The organism is Catellatospora aurea (genome assembly GCF_042663325.1).
Classification (GTDB): domain Bacteria; phylum Actinomycetota; class Actinomycetes; order Mycobacteriales; family Micromonosporaceae; genus Catellatospora; species Catellatospora aurea.
In genome coordinates this window covers 22,486-48,364 of the sequence record NZ_JBHTAC010000045.1, presented here as the reverse complement: position 1 = coordinate 48,364, position 25,879 = coordinate 22,486, and the positions used below count along the sequence as shown (strand labels likewise).

26 protein-coding genes are annotated in these 25,879 nt (G+C 73.0%); 8 read left to right on the top strand and 18 right to left on the bottom strand.

All coding sequences use genetic code 11. The annotated features are described in order from the left end of the window. Positions 1-19: 19 nt before the first annotated feature. Together ACFQO7_RS30575 and ACFQO7_RS30570 are read right to left on the bottom strand one after the other, a co-directional pair. Positions 20-658 carry a flavin reductase family protein gene (locus tag ACFQO7_RS30575; protein WP_376809627.1) on the bottom strand — a complete coding sequence of 213 codons (639 nt, stop codon included), beginning with the start codon at positions 656-658 and terminating at the stop codon, positions 20-22. Between the two features lie 105 nt (positions 659-763). Beyond that, positions 764-970 carry a DUF2277 family protein gene (locus ACFQO7_RS30570; protein ID WP_360524239.1) on the bottom strand — a complete coding sequence of 69 codons (207 nt, stop codon included), beginning with the start codon at positions 968-970 and terminating at the stop codon, positions 764-766. A 35-nt stretch (positions 971-1,005) separates the two neighbouring features. Here ACFQO7_RS30570 and ACFQO7_RS30565 point away from each other — a divergent pair, with 35 nt between their 5' ends. Next, positions 1,006-1,905 (top strand): hypothetical protein, encoded by a 900-nt coding sequence (locus ACFQO7_RS30565; RefSeq protein WP_376809626.1) that lies wholly within the window; start codon positions 1,006-1,008, stop codon positions 1,903-1,905. Positions 1,906-1,935: 30 nt separating this feature from the next. Here the strand turns inward: ACFQO7_RS30565 and ACFQO7_RS30560 are convergent, their stop codons facing one another. Further along, complete coding sequence (locus ACFQO7_RS30560) at positions 1,936-2,901, bottom strand: GlxA family transcriptional regulator (RefSeq protein WP_376809625.1); 966 nt, start codon at positions 2,899-2,901, stop codon at positions 1,936-1,938. A gap of 19 nt (positions 2,902-2,920) precedes the next feature. On the opposite strand from ACFQO7_RS30560, the gene ACFQO7_RS30555 reads away from it, so the two are divergent. The 3 genes from ACFQO7_RS30555 to ACFQO7_RS30545 all read left to right on the top strand — a co-directional run bounded on the left by ACFQO7_RS30555 (position 2,921) and on the right by ACFQO7_RS30545 (position 7,724). Beyond that, positions 2,921-4,339, top strand: a complete 1,419-nt coding sequence (locus ACFQO7_RS30555; RefSeq protein ID WP_376809624.1) for an MFS transporter — start codon at positions 2,921-2,923, stop codon at positions 4,337-4,339. A 92-nt stretch (positions 4,340-4,431) separates the two neighbouring features. Next, the gene (locus ACFQO7_RS30550) at positions 4,432-5,622 is read left to right on the top strand and encodes a glycosyltransferase family 4 protein (protein ID WP_376809623.1); all 1,191 of its coding nucleotides are present in this window, start codon (positions 4,432-4,434) and stop codon (positions 5,620-5,622) included. Continuing rightward, a complete protein-coding gene (locus tag ACFQO7_RS30545) occupies positions 5,619-7,724 on the top strand; it encodes an amylo-alpha-1,6-glucosidase (RefSeq protein WP_376809622.1) in 2,106 nt (701 codons plus the stop codon). The genes ACFQO7_RS30550 and ACFQO7_RS30545 overlap by 4 nt, the downstream gene beginning before the upstream one ends. A 2-nt stretch (positions 7,725-7,726) precedes the next feature. Here the strand turns inward: ACFQO7_RS30545 and ACFQO7_RS30540 are convergent, their stop codons facing one another. Together ACFQO7_RS30540 and ACFQO7_RS30535 are read right to left on the bottom strand one after the other, a co-directional pair. Then, a complete protein-coding gene (locus ACFQO7_RS30540; protein ID WP_376809621.1) occupies positions 7,727-8,575 on the bottom strand; it encodes a SigB/SigF/SigG family RNA polymerase sigma factor in 849 nt (282 codons plus the stop codon). A gap of 76 nt (positions 8,576-8,651) precedes the next feature. Further along, a complete protein-coding gene (locus tag ACFQO7_RS30535) occupies positions 8,652-9,065 on the bottom strand; it encodes a heavy metal-binding domain-containing protein (RefSeq protein WP_360524260.1) in 414 nt (137 codons plus the stop codon). A 139-nt stretch (positions 9,066-9,204) separates the two neighbouring features. Here ACFQO7_RS30535 and ACFQO7_RS30530 point away from each other — a divergent pair, with 139 nt between their 5' ends. Continuing rightward, positions 9,205-9,690 carry an NUDIX hydrolase gene (locus ACFQO7_RS30530; RefSeq protein ID WP_376809620.1) on the top strand — a complete coding sequence of 162 codons (486 nt, stop codon included), beginning with the start codon at positions 9,205-9,207 and terminating at the stop codon, positions 9,688-9,690. 10 nt (positions 9,691-9,700) lie between these two features. Here ACFQO7_RS30530 and ACFQO7_RS30525 read toward each other — a convergent pair whose 3' ends face one another. From ACFQO7_RS30525 to ACFQO7_RS30515, 3 genes are read right to left on the bottom strand one after another with little or no spacing between them, the layout of a single operon-like run. Then, positions 9,701-10,885, bottom strand: coding sequence for an ABC transporter permease (locus ACFQO7_RS30525; protein WP_361047917.1), 1,185 nt, complete (start codon positions 10,883-10,885; stop codon positions 9,701-9,703). Further along, positions 10,882-11,643, bottom strand: coding sequence for an ABC transporter ATP-binding protein (locus ACFQO7_RS30520; RefSeq protein WP_376809619.1), 762 nt, complete (start codon positions 11,641-11,643; stop codon positions 10,882-10,884). Before ACFQO7_RS30520 ends, ACFQO7_RS30525 begins: the two co-directional genes overlap by 4 nt. Next, the gene (locus ACFQO7_RS30515) at positions 11,640-12,977 is read right to left on the bottom strand and encodes an efflux RND transporter periplasmic adaptor subunit (protein WP_376809618.1); all 1,338 of its coding nucleotides are present in this window, start codon (positions 12,975-12,977) and stop codon (positions 11,640-11,642) included. The genes ACFQO7_RS30520 and ACFQO7_RS30515 overlap by 4 nt, the downstream gene beginning before the upstream one ends. Positions 12,978-13,069: 92 nt before the next feature. On the opposite strand from ACFQO7_RS30515, the gene ACFQO7_RS30510 reads away from it, so the two are divergent. Together ACFQO7_RS30510 and ACFQO7_RS30505 are read left to right on the top strand one after the other, a co-directional pair. Further along, positions 13,070-14,188, top strand: a complete 1,119-nt coding sequence (locus ACFQO7_RS30510) for an AI-2E family transporter (protein ID WP_376809617.1) — start codon at positions 13,070-13,072, stop codon at positions 14,186-14,188. A gap of 58 nt (positions 14,189-14,246) precedes the next feature. Next, positions 14,247-14,801 (top strand): hypothetical protein, encoded by a 555-nt coding sequence (locus ACFQO7_RS30505; RefSeq protein ID WP_376809616.1) that lies wholly within the window; start codon positions 14,247-14,249, stop codon positions 14,799-14,801. Positions 14,802-14,910: 109 nt separating this feature from the next. Here the strand turns inward: ACFQO7_RS30505 and ACFQO7_RS30500 are convergent, their stop codons facing one another. Further along, positions 14,911-16,449, bottom strand: coding sequence for a LamG domain-containing protein (locus tag ACFQO7_RS30500; protein ID WP_376809615.1), 1,539 nt, complete (start codon positions 16,447-16,449; stop codon positions 14,911-14,913). A gap of 264 nt (positions 16,450-16,713) precedes the next feature. Here ACFQO7_RS30500 and ACFQO7_RS30495 point away from each other — a divergent pair, with 264 nt between their 5' ends. Beyond that, positions 16,714-17,757 (top strand): helix-turn-helix transcriptional regulator, encoded by a 1,044-nt coding sequence (locus ACFQO7_RS30495; RefSeq protein ID WP_376809614.1) that lies wholly within the window; start codon positions 16,714-16,716, stop codon positions 17,755-17,757. Positions 17,758-17,781: 24 nt separating this feature from the next. Here ACFQO7_RS30495 and ACFQO7_RS30490 read toward each other — a convergent pair whose 3' ends face one another. The 9 genes from ACFQO7_RS30490 to ACFQO7_RS30450 all read right to left on the bottom strand — a co-directional run bounded on the left by ACFQO7_RS30490 (position 17,782) and on the right by ACFQO7_RS30450 (position 25,846). Further along, entirely contained in the window at positions 17,782-19,053 is a 1,272-nt protein-coding gene (locus ACFQO7_RS30490) for an Hsp70 family protein (protein WP_376809613.1), read from the bottom strand. A 54-nt stretch (positions 19,054-19,107) separates the two neighbouring features. Beyond that, entirely contained in the window at positions 19,108-19,830 is a 723-nt protein-coding gene (locus ACFQO7_RS30485; RefSeq protein WP_376809612.1) for an Hsp70 family protein, read from the bottom strand. A 129-nt stretch (positions 19,831-19,959) separates the two neighbouring features. Further along, on the bottom strand, positions 19,960-20,652 hold the full coding sequence (locus ACFQO7_RS30480) for a hypothetical protein (RefSeq protein ID WP_376809611.1): 693 nt from the start codon (positions 20,650-20,652) through the stop codon (positions 19,960-19,962). Between the two features lie 56 nt (positions 20,653-20,708). Next, positions 20,709-21,233: a DUF2269 family protein gene (locus ACFQO7_RS30475; RefSeq protein ID WP_376809610.1), complete on the bottom strand. Its 525-nt coding sequence runs from the start codon at positions 21,231-21,233 to the stop codon at positions 20,709-20,711. Continuing rightward, positions 21,230-21,913, bottom strand: a complete 684-nt coding sequence (locus ACFQO7_RS30470; protein WP_376809609.1) for a response regulator transcription factor — start codon at positions 21,911-21,913, stop codon at positions 21,230-21,232. Before ACFQO7_RS30470 ends, ACFQO7_RS30475 begins: the two co-directional genes overlap by 4 nt. Further along, the gene (locus ACFQO7_RS30465) at positions 21,910-23,022 is read right to left on the bottom strand and encodes a sensor histidine kinase (protein ID WP_376809608.1); all 1,113 of its coding nucleotides are present in this window, start codon (positions 23,020-23,022) and stop codon (positions 21,910-21,912) included. The genes ACFQO7_RS30470 and ACFQO7_RS30465 overlap by 4 nt, the downstream gene beginning before the upstream one ends. Before the next feature lie 92 nt (positions 23,023-23,114). Further along, positions 23,115-23,765 (bottom strand): hypothetical protein, encoded by a 651-nt coding sequence (locus ACFQO7_RS30460; protein WP_376809607.1) that lies wholly within the window; start codon positions 23,763-23,765, stop codon positions 23,115-23,117. Between the two features lie 61 nt (positions 23,766-23,826). Continuing rightward, positions 23,827-24,237 carry an ACT domain-containing protein gene (locus ACFQO7_RS30455; RefSeq protein WP_203693354.1) on the bottom strand — a complete coding sequence of 137 codons (411 nt, stop codon included), beginning with the start codon at positions 24,235-24,237 and terminating at the stop codon, positions 23,827-23,829. Between the two features lie 79 nt (positions 24,238-24,316). Continuing rightward, positions 24,317-25,846 carry a molybdopterin-dependent oxidoreductase gene (locus ACFQO7_RS30450; protein ID WP_376809606.1) on the bottom strand — a complete coding sequence of 510 codons (1,530 nt, stop codon included), beginning with the start codon at positions 25,844-25,846 and terminating at the stop codon, positions 24,317-24,319. Positions 25,847-25,879 lie beyond the last annotated feature (33 nt).

Below are 25,879 nucleotides of genomic sequence, written 5' to 3'. Positions count from 1 at the left end.
CCGATGGGCGCGGCGGAGGTCAGGCGGGGGTGAGGCGGCTGCCGTGGGGCATCTGCCAGCCTTCGGCCAGGCGGGAGGGGTGCACGTTGTCGCCGCCGCCGAAGAACTCGCAGAACTTCATGATCAGCGGGTCCCAGGCGACCGGGTCGACGTGGTGCGTACCGGGGATGATCAGGTCCTGCTCGACGTGGGCGCGGCGGACCTCGGCGGTGAACGCGGTCGCGAACGGATCCGGGCCGCCGATCGGGAAGGTGCCGCTGATCTCGCATTCGAGCTGGATCGGGCACTGCGCGACCCGGTCGGGCCGGACCAGGTCCGAGGCCATCGGGCTCAGCCCGGCGGCGGCGAACTTGTCGGGCACGTGGCGGTAGCCCATCGCCAGCTTGCGCGGTGAGGGCGACGGCGCCCCGGTGGTCAGCGCGAGCCGGTCCACGGCGTCGACCAGCGTCGACGGCACCAGGTTGAGCACGCATTCGCGCTCGCGCCGCAGGTTGGCGGCGGTCTGCGCGCTGTCGCCCAGGCCGAGCACGCAGGTGCTGCCCAGCCACCACGCCGACGACATCGGGGCCAGGTTCGTCGTGCCGTCCGGGTTGCGGGAACTGATGATCACTACTGGGGTGCCGAAGTACAGCACCTTGAGGTCGAGGGTCTGGTGCACTGCCGCCGTCCTGATGTCGCGTCCGTGCCCCGCGGTGCCGGGGCCGCTCCCGAGCCTGCCCGGCGGCCGGCCGCCACGCTGGCGGGGAACGGACGCGGCATCGGGCTAGCGGCGCACCTGCAGGGTGGCCAGGAGTTCGGCGGTCGCGGCGGCGACGGCGGCCACCGCCTTGTCGAAGGCCTCGGCGTTGTGCGCGGCCGGGGCGCGGAAACCGGAGATCTTGCGGACGTACTGCAGCGCGGCGGCCTGCATGTCCTCCTCGGTGACGATCTCGGTGAACGGCGGGCGAAGGGTCTTGATACTGCGGCACATGGTTGCCATTGTGCGCCCATGGGCATCATGGACGGGTGTCCGCAGCCGTGCCGATGACCGAGAGCCGACCCGCCGCCGTACGCGTGCTGGCGGTCCTGCTCGCCTTGACCGCGCTGGCCACGGCGTCGGTCGAGTGGCTGAACTGGTACTACGCCCCCGACGGCGGTTACCCCCTGTTCGTGCGCACCGGCTGGGCGCTGCTGCGCTCGCTGCTGTTCCTGGTGCTGATCTTCCACCTGTGGCGCGGTAGGCACGGCGCGGCGCCGTTCGGGCTGATCCTGGCGGTGACGACGCTGTTCTCGCTGGCGCGGCTCGTGGTGCCGAAGCAGGGCGCGCCGGCGGTGCCCGGGGTCATCGGGTTCGGTGTGGTGGCGGTGCTGTGCCTGACCGTGGTGCTGCTGCTGTACCGGTCGGTGAGCGTGCGGGAGTACCTGGCCCGGCCGAAGCTTCGCTGGTGGATCAGCCGCGACGGGCTGACCCGCAAGTCGATGCCCGCCCGCCCGCAGGTGCCCGGCTGGGTGCTGACGACCCGGGTCGCCGTGTTCAGTTACAGCGCCCTGATGCTGGTCGCCTGCGTGGTCGCGGTGGGGCGGCTGTTCGACGGTGACGTGACCCTGCTGCCCGTGATCGTGGGCTGGTTCGTGTTCGCGCTGATGGTCAGCTACGTCGCGCTGTTCCTGAGCATCTTCCTGGTGAAGGGCAAGCGGTGGGTACGGCTGCAGCTGGTGCTGCTGACCCTGCTGGTGCTGGTGGTGCACCTGCCGCTGTGCCTGGCGCTGCTCGGCGTGGATGGGCTGGTCCGCGACGGCGGCCCGCTGCTGGTGGCGGCGTTGCTGGCGCTGTGGGGACTGTGGCGCGCGGGTCGCAACGGCCACTTCACCCCGCCGGCTCCTGCCGCCCAGTCCGACCCGGCCCCGACGACCGCCACCCGCTGACCCGCCGCCGCGGTGTGGGTGGCGTGGGGGTCAGGCGGGGGTGCGGAAGGTGCGGCGGTAGGCGAGCGGGGCGGTGCCGACCGTGGCGCGCAGATGCTGGCGCAGCGAGACGGCGGTGCCGAAACCGGCCTGGTCGGCGACCTGGTCGATGGTCAGGTCGGTGCTCTCCAGCAGGTGGCGGGCGTGCTCGACGCGCTGGCTGATGAGCCAGCGGCCCGGTGACAGCCCGGTCTCCTCCCGGAACCGCCTGGTGAAGGTGCGTACGCTCATGCGCGCGTGGCGGGCGAGCTGGTCCAGGTCGAGGGGTTCGCCGAGGCGGGCCAGCACCCATTCGCGGGTCGCGGCGGTGGAGGCGTCGCCGGGGGCGGGCAGCGGTCGTTCGATGAACTGGGACTGGCCGCCGTCGCGCCACGGGGCTACGACGCAGCGGCGGGCGGCCCGGTTGGCGACCTCGCTGCCGTGGTCGCGGCGGACCACGTGCAGGCACAGGTCGAGCCCGGCGGCGACGCCCGCCGAGGTGAGCACGTCGCCGTCGTCGATGAACAGCACGTCGGCGTCGAGTTCGACCTGCGGGAAGCGGCCGCGGAAGTCCTCGGCGTAGGCCCAGTGGGTGGCGGCGGGGCGGCCGTCGAGCAGGCCGGCGGCGGCCAGCACGTACGCGCCGGTGCAGATGGACATGATCCGTTTTCCGGCGGCGCGGGCGGCGCGCAGCGCGGTGACGGCCTGGATCGTGGTGGGGGCGGCCAGGCGCTCGCGGTGGACGCCGGGCACGATCACGGTGTCGGCCCAGTCGAGCAGGTCGAGGCCGTAGTCGGGCTGCACGGAGAAGCCGGCGCTGGCGCGGATCGGGCCGCCGTCGGGGGTGCAGATCCGGGTCTCGTAGAGCCTGCGGCCGGCGCTGTCGGTGGCGCAGCCGAACACCTGGCTGGGGATGCCGAGGTCGAGGGCCATCACCCCGTCGAGGGCGAGCACGGCTATCCGGTGGCGAGCGGTCATGGCTCGATTCTTTCACATAGTGGCATTCAGGCCACTGTTTGCGGCTGGAGAGATCGCGCACGATGGGCACGTGACGTTGCTGGAAAACAGGGTGAACAGGACGCGGAGCCAGAACCTCGCCTGGGCGGTGGCCGCCGTGGCGCTGGTGTCGATCGTCGGGGCGGCCGGTTTCCGGGCCACGCCCGGCGTGCTCATCGAGCCGCTGGAGCAGGCGTTCGGCTGGTCGCGCGGCACCATCTCGGCCGCCGTGTCGATCAACCTGGTGCTGTACGGGCTGACCTCGCCCTTCGCCGCCGCGCTGATGGAGCGCTTCGGCATGCGCCGGGTGGTCGCCGGGGCGCTGCTGCTGGTCGCCGCGGGCAGCGGGTTGACCGTGTTCATGACGGCGAGCTGGCAGCTGATGCTGCTGTGGGGCGTGCTGGTCGGGCTGGGCACCGGCTCGATGGCGCTGGCGTTCGTGGCCACGTTCACCAGCCGCTGGTTCGTCAAGCACCGGGGCCTGGTGACCGGGGTGCTGACCGCAGGCGGCGCGGCGGGGCAGCTGGTGTTCCTGCCGCTGCTGGCGAACCTGGTGCAGGCCTACGACTGGCGGGTGGCGGCGCTGACCGTCGCCGGGTCGGCGCTGCTGGTGGTGCCGCTCGTACTTTGGCTGCTCCGCGACGACCCCGCCGACCTGGGCATCACCGCGTACGGCGCCTCGGCTAGTGACTCGTCCCGGCAGCCCGCCTGGACGGCGGACAGCCGCGGACTCCTCACCAGCGGCCCCGACACCCCGCCCGACACCCCGCCCGCCGCCCCGACGGTGAGCACGGGCGCGGCCCGCCGGGCGCTGGGCGCGCTGCGCGACGCCGCGAAGACGCGTACGTTCTGGCTGCTGGCGGGCGGCTTCGCGATCTGCGGCGCGACGACCAACGGCCTCGTGGGCACGCACTTCATCCCCGCCGCGCACGACCACGGCATGCCCACCACGACCGCGGCGAGCCTGCTGGCACTGGTCGGCATTTTCGACATCGTCGGCACCATCGCCTCGGGCTGGCTCACCGACCGCTTCGACCCGCGCTGGCTGCTGGGGATCTACTACGCGCTGCGCGGACTGTCGCTGATGATCCTGCCGGGGCTGTTCGCCGCCGACCCGCACCCGAGCATGCTGGTCTTCATCCTGTTCTACGGCCTGGACTGGGTGGCCACCGTGCCGCCGACGATCGCGCTGTGCCGCAAGCACTTCGGCGCGTCCGGGGCGATCGTGTTCGGCTGGGTCTTCGCCTCGCACCAGTTCGGGGCGGCCGGCATCGCCCTGGTCGCGGGCCTGGTCCGGGACAGCAGCGGCTCGTACGCCGCGGCGTTCTACGGGGCGGGGCTGTTGTCACTGGCTGCGACCGCGATGTCCCTGGCGATCGTCCGGCCGGGTGTGGTCCGGCGCTGGCGGCTGGCATCCTGACCGCCTGACCTGCCCCGACGGCATACCGGCCGGCGGGGCAGGCATGAAACCCGGTCACTGCGGGTATATCAGCCGTCGTGATAACCACGCTGGTGAAGGGTGTACCCACGCCCGAACATCTCGCCAGGGTGCAGAGCACCCTGCCTGCCAACGGCACCGCCCCGTTGAAGATCGCGATGGTGGCGCCGCCCTACTTCGACGTGCCGCCGCCCGCGTACGGGGGGATCGAGGCGGTGCTCGCTGACCTGTCCAACGCGCTGGTCGACCTGGGTCACCAGGTCACCATGATCGGTGCTGGGCGGGACGGCACGAGGGCGAGGTTCTGGCAGGTGTGGGATCGGGCCGTACCGGAACGGCTGGGCGAGCCCGGGCCCGAGATCATCTATGCCACGCTGACCCGCCGGGTGGTGGAGAACCTGGCCGCCGCGGGTGAGGTGGACGTGGTCCACGACCACACGTTCGCCGGGCCGCTCAACGCTCCCGCGTACGACGCGATGGGTCTGCCGACGGTCGCGACCGTGCACGGCCCGGTGGACTCGGAGCTGCGCGGCTACTACCAGACCCTGGACCGCGACCTGTCGCTGGTCGGCATCAGCCGACGACAGCGCTCGCTGGCGCCGGAGCTGAACTGGATCGGTGTGGTCCACAACGGACTGTGCCCGGCCGACTGGCCGTTCCAGCGCGAGAAGAAGGACTATGCGCTGTTCCTGGGCCGGTTCAGCCCCGACAAGGGCGCGCACACCGCCGTGCACGCCGCGCATGCCGCCGGGCTGCCGCTGATCCTGGCCGGCAAGTGCGCCGAGCCGGCCGAGCAGAAGTACTACGCCGAGCAGGTCGAGCCGCTGCTCGGGCCGAATGACCAGATGATCGGCATCGCCGACGCGGCACTCAAGCGTGAGTTGCTGGCAAATGCCCGCTGTCTGCTGTTTCCTATCCAATGGGAGGAACCGTTCGGCATGGTGATGATCGAGGCGATGATCTGCGGCACGCCCGTGGTGGCGCTGCGCCGCGGCGCGGTGCCCGAGGTGGTCGAGCACGGCGTCAGCGGCTTGCTCTGCGACGATCCGGCCGAGTTGCCGGCCGCGCTGCGCGCGGTGTCCGAACTCGACCCCGCGGAGTGTCGCGAGCAGGTGGTGCGCCGGTTCAGCGACGAGCGGATGGCGGTCGGCTACGTGCAGGCATACCGGGCGGCCCTGGCGGAGCGGCGCAGGCCGCGGCTGGCCGGCCGGGCCGGGCGGGCGATGGCGCGCGCCGGGCGGCTGACGTCGGCGGGTGAGCGGTGACAGTGCCCGCCCAGCCCTCACCGCTCAACGCAGGCGACCCGCAGCCGCTCGGCCAGGGTCAGGTCACCATCGTCGAAGGCACCACGTTCAGCATCTGCGCGCCCAACGGGGACATGGACCCGGGGGGCGCGCAGGGCCTGTTCTTCCGCGACACCCGGATCATCTCGCGCTGGCAGCTGCGCATCGACGGCCAGCCGCCGCAGCCGCTGTCGGTGGCCGACACCGACACCTTCGCGTCCCGGTTCATGCTGCGCCGCGCGCCCGCCGCCGGGCACGCCGACAGCACCCTGCTGGTGGTGCGCCAGCGCATCGTCGGCGAGGGCATGCGCGAGGTCATCACGCTGACCAACGTCGGCCGCGAGGCCACCCTGGTGCACCTGGAGCTGCACGTCGACGCCGACTTCGCCGACCTGTTCGCGGTCAAGGAGGGCCACGCCGCGGGCACGGCCACCCACGCTCAGGCCAGCGGGGTCAACCTGGTGTTCAGTCGGCCCGACAACTCGCGCGGGTTGCTCGTGCACGCCACCGGCGAGCCCGTCAGCAGCCACAACGGGCTGAGCTGGCAGGTCGTCATCCCGGCCCGGGACGAGTGGCGCACCGAGATCATCGTGCATCCGGTGGTGGACAGCAGGCGTATCGAACCGCGCTTCCGCGAGCACCTGACGCCCGAGGAGGCCGAGGAGCACTCGTGGCGGCGCCAGGTCACCTCGATCCGGACCCAGAACGACCAGCTGGGACTGGTGCTGCGGCGCAGCGTGCGTGACCTCGACGCGCTGCGCATCGCGGCGGGGGAGGACTCCGCGCACACCTTCGTGGCCGCGGGCGCGCCCTGGTTCATGACTCTGTTCGGCCGGGACAGCCTGCTGACCTCGTGGATGGCCCTGCCGCTGGACCCGTCGCTGGCCGTCGGCACCCTCTACACCCTGGCGGCGCTGCAGGGCCGCCAGGTCGACCCGTGCACCGAGGAGGAGCCGGGTCGCATCCTGCACGAGCTGCGGCTGGGCCCGCAGAGCACGTCCGCGCTGGGCGGTTCGCACTACTACGGCACCATCGACGCCAGCCCGCTGTTCGTCGCGCTGCTGGGTGAGGCGTGGAAGTGGGGCGCGGCCGAGTCGGACGTGCGGGCGCTGCTGCCGGCCGCCGACGCGGTGCTGGCCTGGATCGACGGCTTCGGCGACCGCGACGGCGACGGCTTCGTCGAATACCAGCGGGCCACCGACCGGGGCCTGTTCAACCAGGGCTGGAAGGACAGCTGGGACGGGGTCAACGACGCGGCGGGCCAGCTCGCCGAACCGCCGGTCGCGCTGGCCGAGGTGCAGGGTTACGCGTACGCGGCCTGGCTGGCCCGGGCCGACCTGGCCGACGCGTTCGGCGAGCCGGCGCTGGCCGAGTCCTGCCGGGCGCGGGCCGACAAGCTGCGTTCGCTGTTCGCCGAGGCGTTCTGGCTGCCCGACGAGGGCTACTTCGCGATCGCGCTGGACGGTCGCAAGCGCCGCATGGACGCCATGTCCAGCAACGTCGGGCACTGCCTGTGGACCGGCATCGTCACCGACGAGCACGCCGCGCAGCTGGTCGCCCGGCTGTCCGAGCCGGACATGGACAGCGGCTACGGGCTGCGCACCCTGTCGGACCGGATGGGCGCGTACAACCCGATGAGCTACCACAACGGATCGGTGTGGCCGCACGACACCGCGCTGTGCGTGGCCGGGCTGATGCGCTACGCCCACATCCCGGGCGCGGTCGAACTGGCCCACCGGCTCACCGACGGGCTGCTGCGGGCCGCGATGTCGTTCGGCGGGCGGCTGCCCGAGCTGTTCTGCGGGTTCTCGGCCGACCGCTTCCGCCCGCCGGTGCCGTACCCGACCTCGTGCTCGCCGCAGGCGTGGGCCAGCGGCGCGCCGCTGCTGATCGTGCGAGCCTTCCTCGGCCTGGACCTGGACGTGCCCAAGCGCAGCCTGGTGCTGCGGCCGCGGCTGCCGCAGGAGTGGGGCACCGTGACGGTCGACCGGCTGCCGTTCGCCGGCTCGCTGCTGAAGATCACCGCATCAGGCAGCGACGCCGAGGTCCACGGCCTGCCGGAGCCGTCCACCGTCATCAGTTGAGCTCACCCCACCATTCCCTGGGCGGCCAGGGACTGGCGCAGGTGCTGCAGGCAGCGGGTGAGCAGGCGGGACACGTGCATCTGGGACAGACCGAGCCGCTGGGCGATCTCGGCCTGCGTGAGGTCGGCGGCGAAGCGCAGCGCGAGGATGTGCCGGTCGCGCTGCGACAGCCCGGCCACGGCCCGGCCGATGGCGTGGCGGTCGGGCAGCGACTCCAGCCGCCGGTCGTGCTCGCCGAGCAGCTCGCCCAGCTCGGCGAAGCCGTTGCCGCTGCGCACGACGCTGTTGAGGGAGCCGATGGCGTACGCGTGCGCGCACTCCAGCCCGTCGCGGATGTCGCCCTCGTCGCGGTCCAGGTGCGCGGCCAGGTCGCGGATGTCGGGGGTCCGCTGCAGGGTCTGCGACAGCTGCGGCACCGCCCGGCTGATCTCCAGGTGCAGCTCCTGCAGCCGGCGGTGCACGCGCAGCGCCCAGCCCCGGTCGCGGAAGTGCCGGCGCAGCTCGCCGAGCATGGTGGGCCCGGCGAAGTGCTCGAACCGCACGCCGTGGCTGCTGTCGTAGCGGTCCACCGACTTGATCAGGCCCAGCAGTGCGACCTGGACCAGGTCGTCGGGGTCTTCGCCGCGGAAGCTGAACCGCCGGGCCAGCCGCCGGGCCAGCGGCATGCCGGCGTGGATCACCGCGGCGCGGGCGCGTTCCCGGGCCGGGTCGTCCGGTGCCAGCCGGTGCAGCCGGGCCAGGGCCACGGACACGCGGCGGTCCCGCTCGGCGTTCCACACCTCACCCGCGGGCTCCGGGGAGCCCGCGTTCAGCACAGCATCGATCCTCAACGCGTCCGCATGGGTGCTCATCGCCGCCATCCGCTGGTCCTGCCGGTCGCGCCGCCCCACGCGGCATCGGGTCACCGGCCTTCAGCAGTCAGACTCACTAAGCGGATTTTAACGACATGTCAGCTTCGGTGGCCGGGGTTGCCGGCTTTCTAGGGCGCGGCAACCGTGCCACCTCCGCCTGCACCGCCGTGCCGTACGCGCAGATCTCGATCCACGACTCGGTGATCGGCCGGTGGTCGAAGCGCATCGCCAGCACGGCGTTCGCGCCCATCCGCGCGGCGACACGCGCCATGCGGTCGACGGCCTCCAGCCGGCACTCGGTCAGCATGTGGATGCGCTCGGCCATGCTGACCCCGCTGCCGTCCATCGCCGACTTGAAGCCCTCGGTGTACGCGCTGAGCGTCCGCGCGGACAGCCCCAGCACCTCGCCGTAGACGGCCCGGACCACGTGGCCCGGCAGCTGGTCGGTGGTCACCACCAGCACGCCCCCGCGGTTGACGACATCACGCATGGACACCACCTCCTGAACGTCCGATAAGAGTGGTATGTCCATCGTGAATGAAAACGTAATCATTCGGTACTCATTTACCACCTTTTTGTGTTAATGGGGCAGACGGGGCATCGGCCGCCGGGCGTGCGACCATCGCCTGATGCCGCTCACGCCGATCATCGCCACCCTCGCCTACGTGCTGTCGCCCGACGGCGGCAGCGTGCTGCTGCTGCACCGCGACAAGCGGCCCGACGACATCCACTTCGGCAAACACATCGGCCTGGGCGGGCGGGTCGAGCGCGACGAGGACGTGCTCACCGGCGTCAAACGCGAGGTCGAGGAGGAGTCCGGGCTGATCGCCCGGCGGCTGTCGCTGCGCGGCACGGTGTCCTGGCCCGGCTTCGGCAAGCGCGGCGAGGACTGGTTCGGCTTCGTGTTCCGCGTCGACGAGTTCGACGGCGAGCCGCACCAGGGCAACCACGAGGGCACCCTGGGCTGGGTGCCGCGCGAGCGGCTGTACGAGGTGCCGATGTGGGCCAGCGACCGCGAGTGGCTGCCGATGGTGTTCGACGACGACCCGCGCCCGTTCCACGGCGTCATGCCCTACCGCGACGGCGAGATGGTGAGCTGGAGCTACCTGCGCTGACCGGGGCCCGTCACTCGCTGCGCAGCGCCACGACCGGATCGAGGCGGCCCGCCCGCTGGGCGGGCACCACGCCGAACACGATGCCGACCGCGCAGCTGACCCCGAACGCCAGCGCGATGGACCACCAGGTCAGCGCGGCGGGCACCGGGCTCAGCGCGGCCGTGGCCAGCGACGCCCCGACGCCGAACGCGATGCCGAGCAGTCCGCCGATCGTCGTCAGCAGCACCGCCTCCAGCAGGAACTGCAGCCCGATGTCGCGGGGGCGTGCGCCCAGCGCCATGCGCAGCCCGATCTCGCGGGTGCGTTCGCGCACCGAGACAAGCATGATATTGGACACGCCGACGCCGCCGACCAGCAGCGAGATGCCCGCGATCGCGGCCAGCACGGCGGTCAGCACGCCCAGGATGTCGCCGAGCACGCCGAGGATCTGCTCCTGCGTGACGGCGCTGAACTCCTCGTCGGGGTGGCGGCGGTGGAGTTCGGCGACGATGTCGCGGCCGAGCCGGTCGATGGTCTCGGCGTCGGGGGCCTTCACCGCGAACGCGTCCACCCGCTTGGTCGCCAGCAGCCGCTGCGCCGTGGACAGCGGCACGTGCACCTCGTTGTCGCGGTCGACGCCCAGGCTCTGCCCCAGCGGCGCGAACACCCCGATCACCCGGAACCGCACGCCCGCGATGGTGACCTGCTGCCCGATCGGGTCGCGTTCGCCGAACAGGGTCCTGGCCACGGAGCTGCCGAGCACCGCGACCCGGCGGCCGGTCTCCACATCGGTGCGGGTCAGGTACGCCCCGGCGCGCACGTCGCGCAGGAACACCTTCGGGGTCGTCTCCAGCACGCCGAGCAGGCTGGTGAACACCTGCTCCTTGCCCGCGCGCACGTTCTCGCCCGAGGTCAGCGACACGGCGACCCGGTCCCGGTCGCCGGCGATGCGGATCACGGCGTCCAGATCGGACTGGTCGAGCCGCGACACCGCCGGGGCGGCGTTGAGGCTCACCTGGCCGGGGACCACCAGCAGCAGGTTCGAGCCCAACCCTTCGACCTGGGCCTGCACCTCGTTCTTGGTGCCGGTGCCCAACGCGACCAGGATCACCACCGCGCCGACGCCGATCACCATGCCCAGCATGGTCAGCCCGCTGCGCAGCCGGTTGGCCCGTAACGCGTCCAACGCGACGCGCCATGCCTCCGCCAGCCTCATCGCCCGGCCTCCCCGTCGTGGGCCGGGCTGTCTGGCCCGGTGTCGTCGGCCCGCTCAGCGCTCGCGCCGGCGGCGGTGTCGGAGACAACGCGGCCGTCGCGCATGGTGATCTGGCGGCGGGCCCGCGCGGCGACCTCCCGGTCGTGGGTGACCAGCACGACCGCCACGCCTTCGGCGGTGTTGAGCTGCTCCAGCAGTTCCAGCACCGCCTGGCCGGTGGTCTGGTCCAGGTTGCCCGTCGGTTCGTCGGCCAGCAGCACCGCCGGTTCGGTGACCAGCGCTCGCGCTATCGCCACGCGCTGCTGCTCGCCGCCGGAGAGCTGGTTGGGCCGGTGCCCGATGCGGTGTGACAGGCCCACCCGCTCCAGCATCCGAGCGGCCCGTTCGCGGCGTTCACGCGCGCCCAGCCCGCGGTAGACCAGCGGCAGCGCCACGTTGTCCAGCGCGCTGGTGCGCGACAGCAGGTGGAACGACTGGAAGACGAAGCCGATGGTGGCGTTGCGCAGGTGCGCCATCTCGGCCGCGGTCAGCCCGGCCACCTCACGCCCGCCGATGCGCAGCCGGCCCGACGTCGGCTGGTCCAGGCCGCCGAGCAGGTGCATCAGCGTGGACTTGCCCGAGCCCGACGGCCCGACGACGGCGGTGTACTCGCCGTGCTCCACGGTCAGCGTCACCCCGCGCAGCGCCGGCACGCTCACCCCGTCCAGGGCGTACGTGCGCGCCACGTCGATCGCCTCGATCGCGGCGTCGCCGGTCACGGCAGGTCCGTTCCCTCGGTGACCCGGTCCACGCCGCGTACCACGATGCGCTCGCCCTCGGTCAGCCCGTCGGTGATCTGCAGGGTGTCCATCCCGGACGCGCCGACGACGACGGCCCGCCGCTGCGCCTTGCCGTCGGGCCCGCGTACCCAGACGCTGTCGCCGCCGTCGCCGGTGAACACGGCCGCGGCGGGCACCGCGATGGCACCGGCGGCCTCGCGTACCTTCAGCCGGGCCACCGCGCTCATGCCCGGTCGCGGCGTCGGCGCGTCCGCGGGCGTCTCCAGCGTGAGGTGCACCCGGTAGGCGACCGCGCCGCGGCTGTTCGGGGTCGGCAGCACGTCGACCGCGCCGACCCGGGCCGGATACTGCACGCCCGGTGCGGCGTCGAGCTCCACCTCGGCGCTGATCCCGGTGCGCACCAGCAGGATGTCGGTCTCGTCGACGTCGGCGACGATGCCGAGCACGCTCGTGTCGACCACCGTGACGATCGCGGTGCCCGCGCTGACCGGCGCGCCGACGGCCGGTGCGGAGGCGACCCCGGCGGGCGCCGCGACGGGGCCGGACACCCCGGTCGGCGCGGCGGTGCTCAGGCCGCCGAGCAGCCGGCTCAGGTCGGGGCTCGCCGACGCGGACGAGGTGCCGCCCAGCTGCACGACCCCGGCGATGGGGGCGCGCAGGGTCAGCGCGTCGACGCTCGCCTTCGCCAGGTCGTAAGCCTGCTGGGCCTGCAACCGCTGCGCGGATCCGAGCGCCTGCATCGCCGAACCGAGGCTCGCCACGCCGCGCTGGCCCGCGGCGGCGGCCGCGGCCCCGCCCGCCGAAGCCTGCCGGTAGCCCGCCTCGGCGGCGGTGATGTGCGCGAGCAGCGCGTCCCTGGTCGAAGGCTCGGCGACCTGCTCGGCGGCGTCCCGGGCGTGGTCGAACGCCTCCTTCGCGGAGCGGTCCAGCTTTTTCCGCGCGGCGGACAGGTCCACCCGCACCCCACCGCCGCCCGAGCGCTTCGCGGCGTCCAGCGCCTGCTTGGCCTGGCGCAGCCGGGTGCGGGTGGCGGGGGAGTCGACCACGGCCAGCAGTTGGCCCTTGGCGACCTGCTGGCCGGGGGTGACGGCGAGCCGGGCCAGGGTGCCCTCGGCGGGCGCGGTCAGGGTCGCGGCGGCCCGCGCGGTGACCGAGGCGGGGGCGTCGACGACCTCGGTGACCGTCGATCGGCCGACCTCGGCCACGGTCACGTCGAGGCTGTCCTCACAGGACGCCGCGGTCAGCGAGGTCAGCAGGAGCACCGTGCCGAGGGCGAGCACGGGTCGGGAAGTGCTGCGGAGAGGGGTGCGCACCTGCCGGAGCCTATCCACGACGGTCCACCCCTGGCCATCCGGGCGCTGCGGCGACGCCCGCCGGTGTGGCAGTCTCTTCGCGGAGGTGCGCGATGAGCGAGCAGGACACGGCGCAGGACACGGCGCAGCAGGCACCGGCTCAGCGGCGGCCGGAGGTGGACCCGGACACCCCGGACGCGCAGGCCGCCCGCCGCAACCGGCACGTGTTCGTCGTCGGGTTCCTGGGCGGGCTCGGCCTGATGTGCGCCATCATCCTCACCTGGGCGGTGCGCGAGACGCTGTCGGTGCTGCTGCTGATGTTCGCGGCCCTGTTCCTGGCGATCGGCCTGCACCCGGCCGTGGCCTGGCTGCAGCGGCGCGGGTTGCCGCGCGGCCTCGCGGTGACCGTGGTCGCGCTCGGTGTGGTGCTGGTCGCATGCGGCGGCCTGGGCGCGCTGGCCCCGCCGCTGATCACGCAGACCGGCGAGCTGATCACCAACCTGCCCGGCTACCTCGACGAGCTGAACCGCAATCCGCAGATCGCCGACTTCAACCAGCGCTTCGACGTGATCGACCGGCTCAAGGACGCCGCCACCAACGAGAACATCACCAAGGCGCTGGGCGGCGCGCTGGGCGGGGTGCAGGCGGTCTTCGGCGTCATCTTCAACGTGCTGACCGTGTTCATCCTCACCATCTACTTCCTGGCCGCCTGGACCCGGCTCAAGGAGGGCTTCTACCGGCTGTTCCCGGCCTCGCGCCGGGACACCGCCCGGGAGATCGGCGACGAGATCTTCGAGAAGATCGGCGCGTACCTGCTCGGCTCGCTGGCGATCGCGTTCGTCGCGGGGGTGAGCACGTTCGTGTTCCTGCTCATCCTCGGGGTGTCGTACGCGTTCGCGCTGGCCATGGTCGTCGCCGTGTGCGACCTGATCCCGCAGATCGGGGCGACGCTGGGCGCGGTGGTGGTGGTCATCGCCGGGTTCGCGCACTCGCCCGAGGCGGGCATCGCCTGCGTGATCTTCTTCATCCTGTACCAGCAGCTGGAGAACTGGGTCATCGCACCGCGCGTGCTGCGGCGCTCGGTCGACGTCTCCGACCTGGCCGTGATCCTGTCCGCGCTGATCGGGGCGGTGCTGCTGGGCGCGCTGGGCGCATTGATCGCGATCCCGGTCGTGGCCGGGGTGCAGCTGACCATGCGGAAGATCGCGATGCCGCACCTGGACCGCATCTGAGCGCGGCGACGGAAGGCCGACACACCACCACCTCCGTGTATGCGGTATGACTGTCGGCATGCAACCCGACGGCATCCTCCCCTCCGCCGTGTCCACAGCCGACAGTGCCGATCCGCTGGCCAAGCTGATCGACTCGGCGCGCGGCTGGCACGGCGTACAACTCGGCGTGCTCGGTTTCATCGGCTTCTGCGGCGTGCTGAAGATGGGCGCGCAGGCGCCCGGCCCCGACTGGCTGCAGTGGCTGGCCACCGGCGGCACCGTGGGCGCGTTCGGCACGGCCCTGTGGTCGATCGTGATGGTCGGCCGGGTGGCCTGGCCGGTCGGCGACCCCGCCGCGCCCGCGGATCCGGCCGAGATGAGCGGTCAGCTGCGTTCCGGCATCCGCACCACCATCGTCTCGGTGGCGCTGATGGCGTTCGCGGGCCTGTCCGCGTGGTGGCCCACCGAGGCGGCCCCGTCGGTCGAGGTCAGCCTCGGCAACGGCGGCAAGGCCTGCGGCCAGGTCGCCGAGGGCGCCCCCGCCGGCGCGATGTGGCTCAACACCACCGCCGGCGAGACCCTGGAGGTCCACCTCACCACCGTGGCCAACATCCGCCCCGTAAGCGCCTGCTGACCTGCCGTCCACCCCTGGCCAGTCCTGCCGCACCTGCCGCAACTGTTGAAGACTTGTGCCCTCGGCGAGCAGCCGAGGGCACAAGTCTTCAGGAGTTGCGGCGGTCGGGTCAGCCGGCCAGCGCGGCGAGCTGGCGCTCGGTCAGGGCACCCTGCCACAGGTCGAGGTTGTCGACCGCGCCGAACAGGTACCCGTCGCCGCTGGTCGCCCGGCCGACCTCGAGCCGTCCGCCGCCGTCGTATGCCGTGTCCACGGCGGCGGATGCGGCCTGCACACCGTCCACGAGCAGGCGCAGGCCGGCCTGGTGCGGGTCATACACCACGGTCAGCCGGTGCCAGGCGGTGGCGTCGGCGACGGCCGCGCTGACGGTCACGGTGTCGCCGGGCGTCGCCGAGCGGGCCAGCGTCGCGGTGTAGGCGCCGTCGGCGTAGAACAGCGAGAACGCGGGTGGCGCGCCGGCCGCGCCGAGGCTGACGACGGTCTGCGGACCGGGCCGGGCCGGGTCGTCGACCCGGGCCGACGCGGTGACGCCGAACGCGTCGTCGGTGTGCACGACCGGGCCGTCGAAGTAGCCGTACTCGGTGGAGGGCTGGGTGGCCGGGGTGCCGTCGGGGTTGAAGACCTGGTTGAAGTCGGCGTCGAAGACGTAGGCCGAGCCGTCGAACGCCAGGGCGGTGCGGTCGGTCGCGATGTCGGTGCCGAGGGTCAGCTGCAGCGTGCGGTTGAACGCCCGGCTGTCCGGGGCGTTGCAGGTGTCGGGGATCTCGGGCAGGAAGCAGGGGACGGCGGCGTTGAAGTCCCAGGATCCGACGCTGACGGCGTCGAGCATGCCGGGTTCGGTGAACCCGTCGACGGTGCCGCCGAACAGGTCGTGGTCGGTGAGCACCCGGTCGTAGGCGTACGCGCGGGTCACCTCGCCCTTCCAGAAGTGCGCCGGGCCGCCGTCGTCGGAGCGGCCGACGGTGAACGGGCCGCCGGCCGCCCACGGCGTGGCCGTCCGGCGGGCCTGGGCGACGCGGGCACCGTCGACGTACAGGGACATGACGCGCGTGGCGGCGTCGTAGGAGGCCGCGACATGCGTCCAGCGTCCGAGGTCGGCGGCGGTCAGGGTACGGGGGTCGGTCGCCGCCACGACGGCGGTGCGGCGGCTGGGCCCGTTGCCCATGCGGAAGGTCCAGTGGGCGGCCCGGCCCTGGTGCCGGATGCCGACGGAGAATCCGCCCCGGCGCGTGGGGTCGGCGGTGGCCGCCTGGTCCTGGCCGAGGAAGTCGCGGTCGGTGGCCAGGTCGGCGGGGCTGACCCAGGCGGCGACGCTGAACGAGGTGGTGGTGTCGAGCACCGGCGCGGCCGTCGCGGCGACGCTGGACGTGCCGTTGAAGCTCAGCGCCTGGCCCCCGATCAGGTGGGCGTCGGCGAGCCAGGTGGTGCCGGTCGCGGTGAGCGGTGAGTCCTGAGGTGCCGCCGCCTCGTCGGCCAGCGCGGCATCGGTGGAGATGCCGGGCATCGCCTCCAGGAGCCAGCGGCCCACCGGGGTACGCGTGTCGGCCGCCCGGGCCGGGCCGGCGACCGCCAGCGCGGCGGTGGCGGCGACCAGGACGGCCAGCGCGCGCCGGGCGTGGGCGGAGCCCACTGCGGATCGGATGTTCACTAGAGTTCCCCCGTCTGAGATGGTCCTGCGGTGTTCGCGGTCGGCCGCACTCGCCGGGCCGACTGAAGGAACCGTAGAAAACCCGATCAACGGCGGCCAGCCATTTCCGTCGGGATTGCATGTTTACGCAACTCCCATCGACGTACGCGATTGCGGAAACATGCAACCCGGCAGCAGGGGGCTTTCTGGCCAGATTCCGTTGGCTAGATTGCGAGTGGCCGGTCGGCGGGACCGCGCCCGTGCGGCGGACTCGGGGAGGTCCTCATGCTTCAGGTGCAAGTCGTTCCCTCACTGATGAAGTGGGGAGTCTCGCCGCAGGCAGACCTCGTCTACCGCACCCTCGTCGCTTTCGGACCCCTGACCGCCGGCGACATCAGCCGCTCGCTCACGATGCAGAGCCGCCAGGTGCGCGGCGCTCTGGAAGAGCTGGCCGCGCTGGGCGCGGCCGCACACGGTCCGGCTCCGGCCGCGCGCGGCGGCGACGGGCGGATGTGGTCCGGCACGCAGCCCGCGCACGTCTCCGCGATGCTGCGTGACCGGCACCACCGCAACGCGGTGGCCCGATACCGTTTGAACCGGCGCATGTCGCGGGCGCTGTCCCCAGAGCTAATCACCGACCACCTACGTATCCTCGCCAGCGGTGCCCGCCCGCTGACCGCGGGCAGGCAGGCCCAGGCACGGATAGCCGCGATCAGCAAGGGGTGCCGGGAAGCCATCTCGGTCAGCGGCGACCCGGCCTACAGCGCCGCCGCAATCAAGGCGGGCGCACCGGGCGGCCGCGCCATGGCCGAGCGCGGCGTCACTCTGATCAACCTGGGTGTGCCGGCCTCCGACGAGCACGAGTCGGGCTGGCACGACGTCGAGATGCACGCTCGCGGGGCGCAGTACCGCGAGTTGCCCGAGCTGCCGGGACGATACATGATCTACGACCGCACCACGGCACTGGTCCGGAAGAAGCCCTTCGACCCCAGCCACGGCATGTGGGAGATCAGCGATCCCGCGCTGGTCGCTGAACTTCTCGCTCTGTTTCTCCAGGATTGGAGCCTCGCGAAGGAACCGCACTGGGAGTGGACGCCACCGCCGGGCCTGAGTTCGCGGGAAGGCGCGGTGATGGCGCTACTCGCCGAGGGCATGACCGACGCCGCCGTCGCGGCGCGGCTCAACCTCAGCGTCCGCACCATCGCCTACACCGTGTCCACGCTCATGGACAGGTACGACGTGATCAACCGGTTCCAGCTGGGACTGCGGCTGGGCACCGCGACGGCGGCGCAGCCGGTTCCGCACGGCGCGAGCGAGTCAGGCCGGTAGCCTGCCCGACGACCGGCGGCCACGTCAGACCTGCCAGACGTCGACGCAGGTGGTGTCGGCGGTGGACCAGCGGGCCAGCAGGTGGTGGCCGTCGGCGCTGAACGCGGTGCGCACCGAACGCGCGGCGGCGATGTCGGCGCGGAACACCTCCTCGTCGGTGCCCGACTCGTGCAGCCACACCGCGTTGCCCGCGGCCCCGGCCCGCAGCCGCCCGTCGGGGCTGTCGCACTGCGGTGCGAAGCCGTCGTACGGGCTGTGCTCGGTGTAGCCGTCGTAGCGGCGGTGCAGGTCTTCGCCGACCATCTCCTCGACGACCCGGCCTGTGCCCAGGTCCCACATCGTCGCCACGTCACGCACGTACCGTCCGACGTGGACCTTGCGGTCGGCTTCGGCGATGAGCCGCCACTGGCCCTCGTGCACCAGCACCTTCACCGGCTTGTTGTTCGACGCGGCTTTGAAGCTGCTGGTCAGGTGCCCGCTGGCGACGTCCCAGACGGAGAACTGCCCGTCGGGGTTCCAGGCGACCAGCGCCAGCCGGCCGCCGGGGCCGACGAACACCTTGCCCGTGCCGTCGCCGACATGCTGCTTCGGGCGCACCTCGTTGACGACCGCGCCGGTGGCGATGGAGCGCATCCGCACGTACGCGCCGGAACGCTCGCACTCCACGAGCAGCTCGTGGTCGGGGGTGAGCAGCCAGTCCCCGGCGACGCGCATCTGATGCCGCTTGGCGGCCCGGTCACCGCTGATCAGCTTCGCCGAGCGGGCCACCGCCGCGACGGTGTCGGAGGTCAGGAAGTCCCCAGCCGCGACGCGGTGCTCCAGGAGGATGCCTTCGCGCTGCGCGGTGAGGTCGTACACCCGGTCGTCGGCGGTGCGCACCTGGGCCAGCGCCGCGCCGGGGCCGTACTGCTGTCCCGGGCCGGCCAGCCAGCGCACCAGCCGGGCCCGGCCGTCGGGCAGGTCCCAGCTCAGCGGCTCCATGCGCCACGACGCGGTGTTGGCCGGCACCCGCCGCGCGACGACCCGCCCGGCCCAGCGCGCCGCGCCGCGGATCACCGCGTACTCGGGCTCGCTCGGCTGCCGTACGGGGCGGCCCAGCTCGGCGTGCAGCACCGCACGGGCCGTGGGCAGCCGTGACGCTCCGCCGACCAGCAGCACACCGCCGACGTCGGCGAGGGTGAACCCGGCGCGGGCGACGACCGCGCGGCAGCTCGCGACGAGCCAGCGCAGCGCCGGTTCGGCCAGCCGGTCCAGGACGGCCCGGTTCAGCCGGTACGGCGGGGCGTGCGGGGTCATCCGGTCCACGACCTCGTCGGCCTCGGCCAGCCGGTGCTTGACCGAGCGGACGAACTACGCTGCCGCGAACCGGGCGTGCAGGCCGGTGTCGCCGCCGGACTGCAGCGCCGGGGCGAGCCAGTCGTGCAGCGCCGCCCGCAGGTCGTCGACGAGCAGCCGGTCGAAGTCCTGGCCGCTGCCCGAGGTCTCGTGGGCGAGCACGTCGGGACGCTCGCCGTGCACCCGGGCCAGCGTCACCGTCCACGACGCGCCCAGGTCGCAGACCAGCACCAGGGCGCCGTCCGGCTGGTCGCCGTGGGTGTAGGGGTCCATGACCGCGGCGGTGGCGTCGGCGACCAGTTCCACGTCCGGGAAGCCGGCGTCGCCGGCCAGCGCGATCAGGGCGCTGCGGCGTACGTCGTGCGCGGAGTAGGCGGCGGGCACGGTCAGCGCCAGCCGGTCGACGGTGACGCCGAACCGGCGCTCGGCCTCCTGCCGCACCGTGTGCAGGAAGGCAGCCAGGACCTCCTGACCGGAGGCCTGCCGTTCGCCGAGGCGGACCGGTTCGCCGCTGTCCAGCGACTGCCGCGGCCCGGTGGCGAAGCAGCGGGGCAGCGCCTCGCGCCGGCGCACCGCGGCCGTGCCCACGAGCAGGGTGTCCCCGTCGAGGCAGACCGCCGACGGCCAGCTGAGCGCGCCGGTCACCGGGCAGGGCACGGGATGGACCTGCGCGCCGACGACCAGCGCGGCCGTGGTCTGGTACGTGCCGAAGTCGACAACCAGGAGGTGCTGTGCCATAGCGAGCTCCCGAGTTTTCCTCGAAGCGGCCCGGACTGACGCCGTCGTCTGCCGCGTTGATGGTCGCCGATGCTAGCGACCGCCTGTTGCATGCGGGTTAACCGTCCGCGGGTGGGCGACCGGAGCCGGTCAGGCCACCAGGAATTCGAGCTGTTCGAGGGCTTGACCGAACCAGGCCGCCGCCTCGGGGTCGGTGGTGGCCAGGAACGCCGCCTCCAGCCGGTGCGCGGGAACGCCCGTACGCAACCACTCGCCGACCTCGTGGTGATAGCGGTCGTCGCGGGAGAAGGTCCAGCCGAAGGCCTCGATGAACCAGGCCAGGTGCATCGTCGCGGTCTCGCCGGGCTCGCTCGCCCAGACCGTGAGGTAAGGCTCGACGGTGTGCCCGTTCTCGGCGGCGCCCCGGAGCACGGCGTCGACGCTGAGGGCCGAGCCGCGGTCGGTGAGGATCTGCCGGATCAGCGCCGTCAGATATGCCTCGACGGCCGCGAGCTCGTCGGCTCCCCAGATCGACCCGTGGTACCGGACGTTGCTGAGGGTCTTGGTCAGCAGGTGGTCGTCGGGCTGCTCGCCGGTCGCGAACAGCTCCAGGATGCGGGGCAGGAAGTGCCGTAGATCCGCCTCGTCACCCCAGGTGGACAGCAGCTTGAAGGTGAACCGCTGCAGATCGGCCGCGGTCAGCCGGCGCAGCGGCGTCCGCTGCAGGACCAGGGCCTCCTCGTCGCTCACACAGTGACCGCAGTAGCCGATCCGCTCAGCGCGCGGGTGCCGGGCGAACACGGTGTAGAGATGCTCCACGGCTGCCTGCAGATCGGGGTGCATGCCGCGATGCTAGGCGAACCCGGAGCGCGTCTTCGCATGCTTTTCCTTCCTCTCCTTCAGCGGGTTTTGCCCCAGGGTTTGTAGGTGGAGAGGACTGTGGCGACGGTGAGGACGATGACGGAGGCGATGGAGCCGTCGAGGACCTGCTGGGCGGGGTCGGTGAGCAGGCCGGCGCGGGCGGCGTCGACGGCGTCGACGAGGGCGGGGTGGCGGGTGAGCATCGGCACGACGAGCACGGCGATGTTCAGCACGAGTTTGACGGCGACCCACCAGTGCCGCAGCAGGCCCCAGTGGCTGCCCAGGCCTAGGATCACGCCGGTGACCAGGGCGGCCAGGCCCAACGGCAGCATCGCGGCGGTGTCGAAGGAAAGCATCAGGGCGTACGTCGTGGCGCGGGTGGCCGGGTCGTCGGCGGCCTGCGCGGTCAGGGCCATGACGAGCAGCGCGTAGGCGACGCCGAGCCAGCCGACCGAGGTGACGATGTGCGCGGTGAGCAGGAAGCGGCGGGCGTTGCGGGGCAGCCGCGGCGGGCCGGGCCGGGTGCGCGGCGTGCGCCGGGTGGGGGTGTCGACGGCGGTCATGGGGCTTCTCCTGTCCAGCCGGGCCGGACCAGGCCCGATTCGTACGCTTCGACGACCAGGTGGGCGCGGTCGCGCGCGCCGAGTTTGACCATGGCCCGGCTGACGTGGGTCTTGGCGGTGGCGGGGCTGACGAACAGCCGCTCGCCGATCTCGTCGTTGGACAGCCCGGCGGCGACCAGGGCCATCACCTCGCGTTCCCGGTCGGTGAGCGCGTCCAGCGCGGCGAGCCGGGCGGAGTCCTTGGGCCGCCGCGAACGCTGGGCGTACTCGGCGATGAGCCGCCGGGTGACGCCGGGTGACAGCAGCGCGTCGCCGCGGGCGACCACCCGCACGGCCTGGATCAGGTCGGCGGGTTCGGTGTCCTTGACCAGGAAGCCGCTGGCCCCGTCGCGCAGCGCGTCGAACACGTACTCGTCGAGGTCGAACGTGGTCAGGATGACGACCTTCACCTCGGTCAGGGCCGGGTCGGCGGCGATGCGGCGGGTGGCCTCGATGCCGTCCAGGCGCGGCATGCGGATGTCCATGAGCACGACGTCGGGGCGCAGCGCGGCGGTCTGGCGCACCGCGTCCTCGCCGTCGGCGGCCTCGCCCACGACGGTGATGTCGTCCTGCGCGGACAGCAGCGCCCGGAATCCGGCGCGGACCAGTGCCTGGTCGTCCACCAGCAACACGTTGATCATGGGGTTCCTCCGGTGGGCAGGACCGCGCAGACGGTGAAGCCGCCCTCGGGGCGCGGTCCGATCGCGACCGTGCCGCCCAGCGAGGCGACCCGCTCGCGGATGCCGGACAGGCCGTTGCCGTCGGCGGTCTCGCCGCCGCGGCCCCGGTCGGTGACGTCGAGGACCAGTTCGTCGGTGTCGTAGCCGATGCTCACCTGGGCGCTGTCGACGCCGGCGTGGCGGTGCACGTTGGTCAGCGACTCCTGCACGATCCGGTAGGCGGCCAGGTCCACCGGCGTGGGCAGCTCCCGGGGCGTGCCGGTGACCCGCACGTCGACCCGCAGTCCGGCCCCGGCGAACCGGGCGACCAGCTCGTCGAGCCGGTCGATGCTCGGCGCGGGGCTGCGCGGGGCCTGCTCGTCGACGGCGCGCAGCACGCCGAGGGTGGCGCGCAGTTCGCGCAGGGTGTCCCGGCTGGCCGTCTTGATCGCGGCCAGCGCGGTGCGGGCCTGCTCCGGATCGTCGTCGAGCAGGTGCAACGCCACACCCGCCTGCACGTTGATCAGGGAGATGTGGTGGGCGACGACGTCGTGCACCTCGCGGGCCATGCGCAGCCGCTCGTCGCCGATGCGGCGGCGGCGCTGCTCGATGATCCGGTCCCGGTTGGCGGCGACGACCTGCGCGATCAGCAGTACGCCGACCAGCACCGCCCCGGCCACCACACCGCGCCACGGCAGCGCGTGGTTCGTCCAGCCGAGGAACACGAACACGAGCCAGCCGGCGGCGGCGGTGCTCCAGGCGGCGACCCGGTGGCCGAGCACCACGGCTCCGACCAGCGTGAACAGGAAAGCGAGGAAGAACGGCCCCGGCGGGTAACCGATCGCGACGTACGCGCCGGTCAGCGCGGCCACCGCGGCCAGTGCGGCGACCATGTGCACCCGCCACAGCCACATCGCCGCCGCCGAGCCCACCAGCAGCGCGTACCCGAGCCAGTTCAGCGGCCGGAAGTCGACGTCGATCTCTGTGGCGGCCACCCGGCTCGCGAACGTCACCCCGACCACCTGGATGAAGGCGATGAGCAGCGGAAACAGCCACCGTCGGCGGCGCGGGTAGTCGTGATCCCAGGTCATGCCCCCACGCTAGGCCCGCCGCCGCCGTCCTGTCGTCGCACACCGGGAGTGCTCGGGGCTACTCCGCCGGGAGTAGTCGGGCGGGTGGGACGTCAGCGGCGCGGCTGCCCGCTCCGGCTGCCTCGACCGCGGAACCGTTCGATCACCGCACCCGCCATCATCGCGCCGCCGACCGACGAGAGCGCGACGAACGCGGTACGCGGTGCCCACAGCACTCCGCCTGCCAGGACGGCGATCGCGGCGGCCAGGGTCCCGATCGTGGCAGCCGTTCCGGTCGCCACGGCGGGCGCGGTCGGCGGCGGCGTCACCAGCCCGTTGCGGATCAGGGCGTACGTGCGCAGCCCGTGGACGAGGTGGGCGGGCGCCCGGCCGTGGCGGACGAGGAAACGCGCGTCCAACGGTCCGGTGGCGGGGTCGTCCTCGCCCGGCCAGCCGTAGTCCATGGCGCGGAGCAGTTCCGCCCGGCCGACCTGCCGACATCCCGCCGCCTTGGCGGTCCTGCGGCGGCGGGCGTAGGCGTCCAGTTCGGCGAGCCACGCGTCGCGGCTCAGTGCCAGGGTGGCCAGCGCGGCGAGCATCGCGTCCGGTGTCCGGAGGTCACCATGGCGGTCGGCGAGAAATGCCAGGGTGCGCCCGTAGCCGAGCGGGGCGTAGACGGTAACGCACCTGCGGAACGCCGCCGCACGTCGCGACGCCGGGAGCGACGCGTCGCGCACCTGCCGGGCCGCCGTGGAAAAACTCACCCGGGGACCTTAGCCGGGCCTTCGAGACCCGGCACGGTATTTGCCGGTGGGGCGGTCGCGGTCAGGCGTTGATCGGGCGGGTGGCGGTGGACAGGCCGGCCAGCACGGCCATCGCCTGGTCGGCGTCGGCGCAGCCGACGAACAGGTGGTCGTGGAAGTAGCCGGCCACCACGTTGCAGCTGATGCCGACGTCGGCCAGGGCGCCGGAGACGGCCGCGGTGAGCCCGACGGCGTCCAGCGCCGAGTGCACCCGCAGCGTGATCCACGCGGCCACGAAGTCGTACGGCAGCCCTGCCGCGTCGGCCTCGGCGCGCATCACCACCAGCGTGGTGCCCTCCGGCTCGGCGACCATGACGACCGGGTGCACGCCCGGCGGCACCGCGCCGGTGACCGTGGTGAAGACGTACTCGTACGGGTGGCGCTGGGGCTGCAGCCCGTGCAGCAGCGCACCGAGGTCGCGTTCTCCGGTCACGCCACACATGATGTCAGCTTCGCGGGTCATCTCGGGGCACCTCACTCCGAGCGGTGATTCGGTCCGGGACCGGGCGGTGTCACGCCACGGTCACCAGGACGCTCTGCCAGCCCGACGCCCCGTCGGGGAACGGATCGGCCCGCTGCTCGGTCTGCAGGGCCCCGGTGCCGTCGACGGCGCGTACCCGCAGCGTGTGGCTGCCGGCGGTGGCGGCCGGCCAGTTCCAGGTCCACTGGACCCAGGTGTCGGCGGACGGCACCGGCAGCAGCGTGGCCTGCTGCCACGGCGCGTCGTCGACCTGGACCTCGACCGCGCTGATGCCGCGGTGCTGCGCCCAGGCGACCCCGGCCACGGGCACCGTGCCCGCCGCGAGCCGGGCGAACGCCTTGGGCCGGTCGATGCGCGAGGCGGTCTTGACCGGGCCCATCGCGGCCCAGCCGCGCTGCACCCAGTACGCGTCGAAGCTGCTGAAGGTGGCCAGCTCCAATGAGGTGATCCACTTGGCGGCGCCGACGTAGCCGTACAGGCCGGGGGTGAGCATGCGCACCGGGAAGCCGTGCTCGGGCGGCAGGGGTCGGCCGTTCATGCCCAGCGCCAGCATCGCGTCACGGCCGTCGAGCACGGTGGCGACGGGGGTGCCGATGGTGATGCCGTCCGCGCCGCGGGCGACGATCTGGTCCGCGCCGGCCTGCACGCCCGCGGCCCGCAGCAGCGGCGCGAGCGGCACGCCGAGCCAGCGCGCGTTGCCGACGTACGGCCCGCCGACCTCGTTGGACACACAGTTGAGCGTGATGTCGCGTTCGATGAGCTGCTGCTTGAGCAGGTCGTCGAAGGTCAGCTCGGTAGGCCGGTCGACCATGCCGGTGATCTGCAGGGTCCACTGGCGCGGGTCGACGCGCGGCACGGTCAGCGCGATGTCGACGCGGTAGAAGTCCTGGTTGGGCGTGTAGAAGCCGGGCGTCTTCTCCGGCGGCGGCCCGGGGTCGGCGGGAGCGGGCAGCGTGATCGCCTCGCGGGCCTCGTCGGCGGCCTGCTCCCCGGTGCGCCGGATGATCGCGGCGAGTCCGCCCGCGAGCGCGGTGCCGAGCGCGACCAGACCGGCCGCGATCAGGAACGTGCGCCGTCCGGCGCGGCCGGTGCCGGCGGTCTGCTCAGCGGGGCGGGGCTCCGCGGCCGGGGACGCGGGGGCGGTCTTCGGGGCCAGCCAGGCCAGCAGTCCGGCGGAGACGGCTCCGGCGAGCAGGGCGGGCAGGGCGTCGAGCGGGCGCGCGGTGGGGCGGGTCAGCGCGGCGGTCGCGCCGACGAGGCCGAGGGCGCCGATGGCCAGCAGCGCCGCGGTGCGGTGGTGGACCGCGAGCACGCCGACGGCGGCGGCCAGGAGCGCGAGCACGACCAGGATGGTGCCGATGAGCAGAGGCTTGTCGTACGTGCCGAACGTCGCGACCGCGTACTCCTTCACCGGCGTCGGCGTGGCGTCGATGACGGTGCCGCCGATGGCGACCAGCGGCGAGGACTCGGGCCGCAGCAGCGAGGCGACGAGTTCCCCGGCGGCGATGCCGCCCGCGGCGGCGAGCAGCCCGCTCAGCGCGGGACGGATGAGCTGTCGCATGGGAGTCCTCCTCAGGAAGTCAGGAAGGGCGCC